Genomic DNA, 6,076 nt, shown 5'->3' on the forward strand with positions numbered 1-6,076 from the left:
CTCTCCATCAATCATGGCAGTTATCGTTGAACCAACAGGAACAGGGCTGCCAGAGCGGGTAGCTGATCCGTAGAAATGGTAATTTCCACTCGGTATCCGGGATGATGACCCCTGGTTCACTCCGGAACCGCTCAGCTGGAGAATATAGATGTTTGAATATCCTGAACTGTGTTCTTCCCAGGATACGACCCCACCGAATATCGATGGTGATTTCTGATCAAACTTATCATTGGCAAGACTATAGATCCGCCCGGTGATCAGATCCAGAAGCATAATTGCTGAGCTGCTTGCAGAATCGTCTTCCCAGACAACCAGTGCCCCGGATACATCAGGGTTGACAGCACTGCCGGATCCTGATAGCGGGAACTCGCGTTGGTTTCTCAGATCCATGGCGTAAATATCAGATCCACCATTACGGGTATCTTCCCAGACCACAATGTTCCCACTTATCTTCGGGTTTTTCTGATCTGATGGCTCATTTGTCAACTGGTATTCCTGTTTCGCACTGATATCGTACATGTAGATATCTGCGTTACTGTTTCTCCAGTCTTCCCAGACTACGTAATTGCCGGAGATTACTGGATGACTCTGATCACCGAGATCCTTACAGATCAGATTCACCTGGCCGTTGTTCAGTTCGTACTTCCCACTGTTCAGATCCACCCTGCGGTTGTTCAGATCTGCAAGGGCAATATCCGAATTGCCAGAACTCCAGTCCTGCCAGACCACGTATCTGCCCGAGATATCAGGCTGATTCTGGTTCGTAGTACTGGGTGAAACCTGATAGGATGTTTGGCTCTGGGTATCATACACAAAGACATTTTTTATCGAATTGCCAGGCGCTGCATCCTGTTCATAAACCACCAATTTACCTGAACCTTCGGGATAGGTCTGTTCCTGGCCTGTCGGGTTCATGGTTCCTGATGTCCCTGAATTTATGTCATACCTGCCGACAAGGGCATTTCCGGCATTCCATTCTTCATACACAACCCCGTTTTCATATACCCGGGGATGAACCCGTTTCATCTCTCCATGAGTGACCTGTTTGCGGGATCCGCCACATGAGTCCCGGGTAATACTGTAGGGAACAGAACCCAGGGTAAGAGTGTTCTTCAGGGTATATCCATCAGGGTCTGATGCCGCAGCCATAATTGAAATGCCACTTGCACCAGATTCCGGTCCCGGATTTACCGTCCCTGACAGGGCTTGCGGTGTTCCGGTGGTGAGTGTTAACTCTGCTGTCACTGCAATCCCACAGAGACAGAAGAGTATCACCAGCATATAGAGCAAAGATCTCCAAATCGTCATCATTACGCCTCCCATCCGCATGGTTCACACCTGATATGAGCCAGATGGACCGATCACAAGATATATGTGCTAATCTTTACGCTAAGCCATATTAAATACTATCATTCCACAACGAGGGGCACCAAGGGTTCAGAATACCATTCCGAGCCAGAATAAAATAATTATTGTTTGAACCAATAATATTCTTACGATAAATCTGATACGCCGTTTATTTTTGATCAGACCACGGTGCGCAGAATATGCGCGACTGGTACCGGAATACCTGAAACTTCTCATGATAACCAGACCACAAGGACATTCTGTTATTTTCATACCAGTGAGGCATTCAGACGTTTGATATCAGCGGCAATTATTCCTCAGGTGCGTATTTCATACATCGGTACTAAACGATAAGAATGAGTGGCCCGGTGTCTGTCGGATCCTGAATAGACATGAATCAAAGGATCCGGGAACTGCCGGTTCGATTGAGATATGACAAAAAGATTTGTTATCGGGGTATCAGGGGCCAGTGGTATGATCTATGCTTCCCGGCTCCTCTATCACCTCTCCCCGTGTGCCGAGATCCATCTGGTGGTCAGCCCGGTTGCTGGAGAGATTGCAGCGTATGAAGGAATCTCCCTCACCGGATTTCAGGTAACGGTCCACCGGTTTGATGATCTTGCTGCCCCGATTGCAAGTGGTTCATTCAGACATGATGGGATGGTCATCGCTCCATGTAGCATGAAAACCCTGGCATCGGTTGCAAACGGGATCACACCGAACCTGGTTACCCGTGCTGCAGATGTTACCCTGAAAGAACGACGGCCCTGCATCCTTCTGCTCAGGGAGAACCCGCTCTCACGGATTCATATCACGAATATGCTCACTGCCCACGATGCAGGAGCAACCATTATGGTGGCAAGCCCGCCATTTTACAACAGGCCTGCCAGTATAGAAGATCTCGTCGATGCAGTGGTCTCCCGGATCATCGATCATCTCGGGATTGAGATAGATATCAGCAACAGATGGAGTGGATACGAATGAGAACCTGTATAGATCTGATGAGAAGCAGGGGGCTGGTCATCGACATACATGAACCAGTCTCTTCAGAATACGAAGCACCGAAACGATCCTTTGGAACTGACAAACTTCTCTTCTTCCATAACCTTGATGGAAAAAAGGCAGTTATGAACGTCACCGCCAGCCGGGAATCACTTGCCCTGGCTCTCGGGGTAAGCTCTGAAAAGATGGTTCCTCATCTTGCATCATGCAGGTATGACGGCAGGGTGGTAGAGGATGGAACGATCACCTGCTCTGCACCTGACCTTGACCAGATCCCGATCATGAAACATTACCCCCTGGATGCAGGCAGATACCTCTGTGCAGGGGTGGTTTTTTCCCAGTACAACGGGGTCGAAAACGCTTCGGTTCACCGGATGCTTCAGTATGGGAAGGATAAGCTGGTTGCACGGCTTGTTGAGGGGAGACATACCCATACGCTGCTGAAACAAGCCCTGGCAGACGGGAAAGAACTGCCGGTTGCAATCGCTATAGGGCTGCACCCCCTCGTCATGTTTGCCAGCTGCAGTCGTGTCCCGGTTGGGATGGAACTTCCCTTCGCAGCAGAACTGCTCGGTGGAGAGATCAGGGTAAAGACCCTGAGCAACGGGGTCAGGGTACCGGAAGCAGAGATCATCCTCGAAGGATTCGCCGGTGCTGAGACTGCTCAGGAAGGCCCGTTCGTGGATATCACCGGAACCTACGATCCTGTGAGGATCCAGCCGGTGATCAGGATCACCGGGATGTACATGAAACCGGATCCGATCTACCATGGAATTCTCCCGGGTGGCGATGAGCATAAGATACTGATGGGTGCTCCCTATGAGCCACTGATCTACAAGGCAGTTGCCGGAGTAACCGGGGTAACCGATGTGGTACTTACAAAGGGAGGATGTGGGTACCTGCACGGGGTTGTCCAGATAAAAAAACGGACACAGGGTGATGGAAAGAATGCAATTCTGGCGGCATTTGCTGCACATACCTCCCTGAAACACGTGGTCATTGTTGACGGGGACATCAACCCGTCAGACCCCCTGGATGTTGAATATGCCCTGGCAACACGGGTACGGGCTGATATAGACACCATTATAATTCCGGGAATCAGGGGGTCATCCCTTGACCCTACCCGGATCGGTGACGGATTGAACGTGAAGATGGGAATAGATGCCACCATGGAGATGGGTCGCGAGGATGAGTTTATCAGAGCATCCTGGGAGGCATGAATGTTTCTGACTGCTGAAGAAGAGGCGATTCTTGCCGGAGAAGAAGGGCAGACCCGGCAACAGTTGATGGAGATCCTGGTCGCGATGGGGAAGGTCTTTGAAGCAGAGAAGATGGTGCCTATCCGCAGTGCCCAGGTCTCTGGTGCATCATACAAGACCATCGGAAGATGGGGGCTTGAATGGCTCTCAAGCCTTGATGCCAAAGCAACAGTCCCTGCAATTCTCAACCCGGTCGGGATGGATCGAATCAGATGGAGAGAGATGCAGATCGATCCCGTATTTGCAAAAAACCAGTTCGATGTGATCGCTGCGTATGAACGTCTTGGGATTCGTCTCTCCTGCACCTGTACTCCCTATTACCTGACGATATCCGAGTATGGGGATCATCTCGCATGGTCAGAATCCTCAGCAGTTGCATATGCGAACTCAGTGATCGGAGCACGAACCAACCGTGAAGGAGGACCATCAGCCCTGGCTGCGGCGATTCTTGGGAGAACTCCTGCATATGGACTGCACCTCGTGGAGAACCGATCGCCAGTACTGACGATCCTGGTTGAAGATGCACCTGGGGAGGTTGATGAATCCTGGTACGGGGCTCTCGGGTATCTTGCAGGGAAGATTGCAGGGAACCGGGTACCGGTATTCACCGGAATCAGACCATCACGGGATCAACTCAAGAATCTGGGAGCTGCAATGGCTGCAACCGGGGCAACTGCACTGTACCATGTGCAGGATATCACTCCTGAGGCCAGGGTGTTTCACTATGATGCCAGTTCCCTGGAGAATGTCACGATCACCGCTGATGAGGTAACCGGGGTGTATACCACCGCAGATCCCGACGCGATCGCTATCGGGTGCCCACACTGTTCTGATGAAGAACTCACCCGGATTGCAGAAAAACTTCAGGGATGCCGGGTTAAAAAACCGTTATATATCTTTGCTGCACGTGATGTCATCACCAGGTCAGCAGAGGCGGTTCATATCATTGAGAAGAGTGGTGCATGGGTGTTTGCTGATACCTGCATGGTGGTCTCCCCTGCACTGGAGCAGTACAAAACCATCATGGTCTCCAGTGGTAAGGCACTTGCCTATGTCCCAAATATGTGCGGAGCGAGATCGCTGCTCGGGAGTCTGGATACCTGTATCGCCGCAGCCTGCCGGTAACAAGTCGGGACATGAAACAGGGTGATCCGTCTCAGGTACCCCTGAATCAGTGCTGAGATATTTATTATCTCACATTCGATATGGTAATACAGAACTCCGGTACCGTGATGACCCAGCCAGAGGAAAATTATTACGATATTTTAAGTGTACGTCCAGATGCCTCTCTGCAGGATATCACCACCTCATACCGGAAACTTGCAAAAATTCTGCACCCCGATGTCTGTGAGAGTCCTGACGCAGATGAACTTTTTAAGGTCGTGAATGAGGCGTACCAGGTTCTGAAGGATCCTAAGAAACGCGAGGAGTATGATGCAACCCTGGTCCTGGCAGAGTCTTCCCAGTACAGCAGATATTACCAGGGAACACATCGGTACCGCGATCCACGGACCTGGTATTATACCAACCAGCATCAGAAGAGGACTACCCAGGCAGTCCATGAGGAGCCGGTACAACAACCAAAGAGTTCATTTCCGCGAATTGTGCAGGTACTCCTCTTCTACCTCACCCTGTTTATGGCAGTCATCATCATCGCTGAGCTCTTTCTGCTTCCCTGGATCAGTGGTACCAACAGTACAGATGCCCGAAACTCTCTTGCTGAAGGGAACCGGTGGATGAGTCAGGAAGAATACCAGAAAGCGATCGAGAGTTATCAGGATGCCACTGTCAAACTCCCTTCATTTGCAGAGGCATGGCGGGCAAAGGGGTTTGCCGAGATGAAGAAAGGCGATGCTCTCTCACGACTGGGTCTGCCTGACGCTGAACAGTATTATCGTGATGCAATCCGATCATTCTCAAAAATATCACCACAGAATCCTGAAGATCTCGCAGTTACCAAGGCTATGGCTGAGGCATACCTGAATGTTCATGACCGGCGTTCTGCCCTCTCCCTCCTGAACTCGGCAGAAAAATCCGGACACTGGGATACTGAAATGAGTGACCTGCTGAGGGATATCAATTCCCCGTCCGGGCAGGCAACATCGACTCCTGTGTCATCATAGGAGAGCCAACCCAAATACAATCCGGTCTGATCTATATGTGACCGAATACTTATGGCTGATATCTCTCCTCATATGCAGGCTTATTATGACCGGCTGAATAGTGGTTTAGCCCATGCCATGCAGGTTGCAGGTGAGGCACGCAAGGTTGGTCTTGATCCTGAGACCGTGGTGGAGATCCCGATCGCCAACGACCTTGCAGACCGGGTCGAGGCACAGGTAAGCATCAAAGGGGTTGCTGCATGCATCAGGGATCTTGAATCACGGATGTCCCGTGAGGAGGCATCACTGAAGATCGGGGATCTGTTTGCGTCACGAAAATTCGGGGAAACCAGTAACGATGAGATA

General features: G+C 50.7%; 5 protein-coding genes and 1 pseudogene. 5 read left to right on the forward strand and 1 reads right to left on the reverse strand.

Annotation, left to right across the window (positions count from 1 at the left end):
• Positions 1–1,311, reverse strand: a pseudogene (locus LUQ50_RS03730) (hypothetical protein); the annotation flags it as partial.
• Between the two features lie 468 nt (positions 1,312–1,779).
• On the opposite strand from LUQ50_RS03730, the gene LUQ50_RS03735 reads away from it, so the two are divergent.
• The 5 genes from LUQ50_RS03735 to LUQ50_RS03755 form a co-directional block, all read left to right on the forward strand.
• Entirely contained in the window at positions 1,780–2,331 is a 552-nt protein-coding gene (locus LUQ50_RS03735) for a UbiX family flavin prenyltransferase (protein ID WP_300036377.1), read from the forward strand.
• Positions 2,328–3,569 (forward strand): UbiD family decarboxylase, encoded by a 1,242-nt coding sequence (locus LUQ50_RS03740; RefSeq protein WP_300036380.1) that lies wholly within the window; start codon positions 2,328–2,330, stop codon positions 3,567–3,569. Before LUQ50_RS03735 ends, LUQ50_RS03740 begins: the two co-directional genes overlap by 4 nt.
• Positions 3,570–4,733, forward strand: coding sequence for an aconitase X catalytic domain-containing protein (locus LUQ50_RS03745; RefSeq protein ID WP_300036383.1), 1,164 nt, complete (start codon positions 3,570–3,572; stop codon positions 4,731–4,733).
• Positions 4,734–4,840: 107 nt separating this feature from the next.
• Complete coding sequence (locus LUQ50_RS03750) at positions 4,841–5,731, forward strand: DnaJ domain-containing protein (protein ID WP_300036386.1); 891 nt, start codon at positions 4,841–4,843, stop codon at positions 5,729–5,731.
• 51 nt (positions 5,732–5,782) lie between these two features.
• A partial coding sequence (locus tag LUQ50_RS03755; RefSeq protein WP_300036389.1) for a hypothetical protein occupies positions 5,783–6,076 on the forward strand: 294 nt, incomplete at its 3' end.

Source organism: Methanospirillum sp. (assembly GCF_028679455.1).
Classification (GTDB): domain Archaea; phylum Halobacteriota; class Methanomicrobia; order Methanomicrobiales; family Methanospirillaceae; genus Methanospirillum.

Coding starts and splice junctions, on each gene's coding strand:
- LUQ50_RS03745 (WP_300036383.1), top strand. CDS start 3,570: ATGTTTCTGACTGCTGAAGAAGAGGCGATTCTTGCCGGAGAAGAAGGG.
- LUQ50_RS03740 (WP_300036380.1), top strand. CDS start 2,328: ATGAGAACCTGTATAGATCTGATGAGAAGCAGGGGGCTGGTCATCGAC.
- LUQ50_RS03750 (WP_300036386.1), top strand. CDS start 4,841: ATGACCCAGCCAGAGGAAAATTATTACGATATTTTAAGTGTACGTCCA.
- LUQ50_RS03735 (WP_300036377.1), top strand. CDS start 1,780: ATGACAAAAAGATTTGTTATCGGGGTATCAGGGGCCAGTGGTATGATC.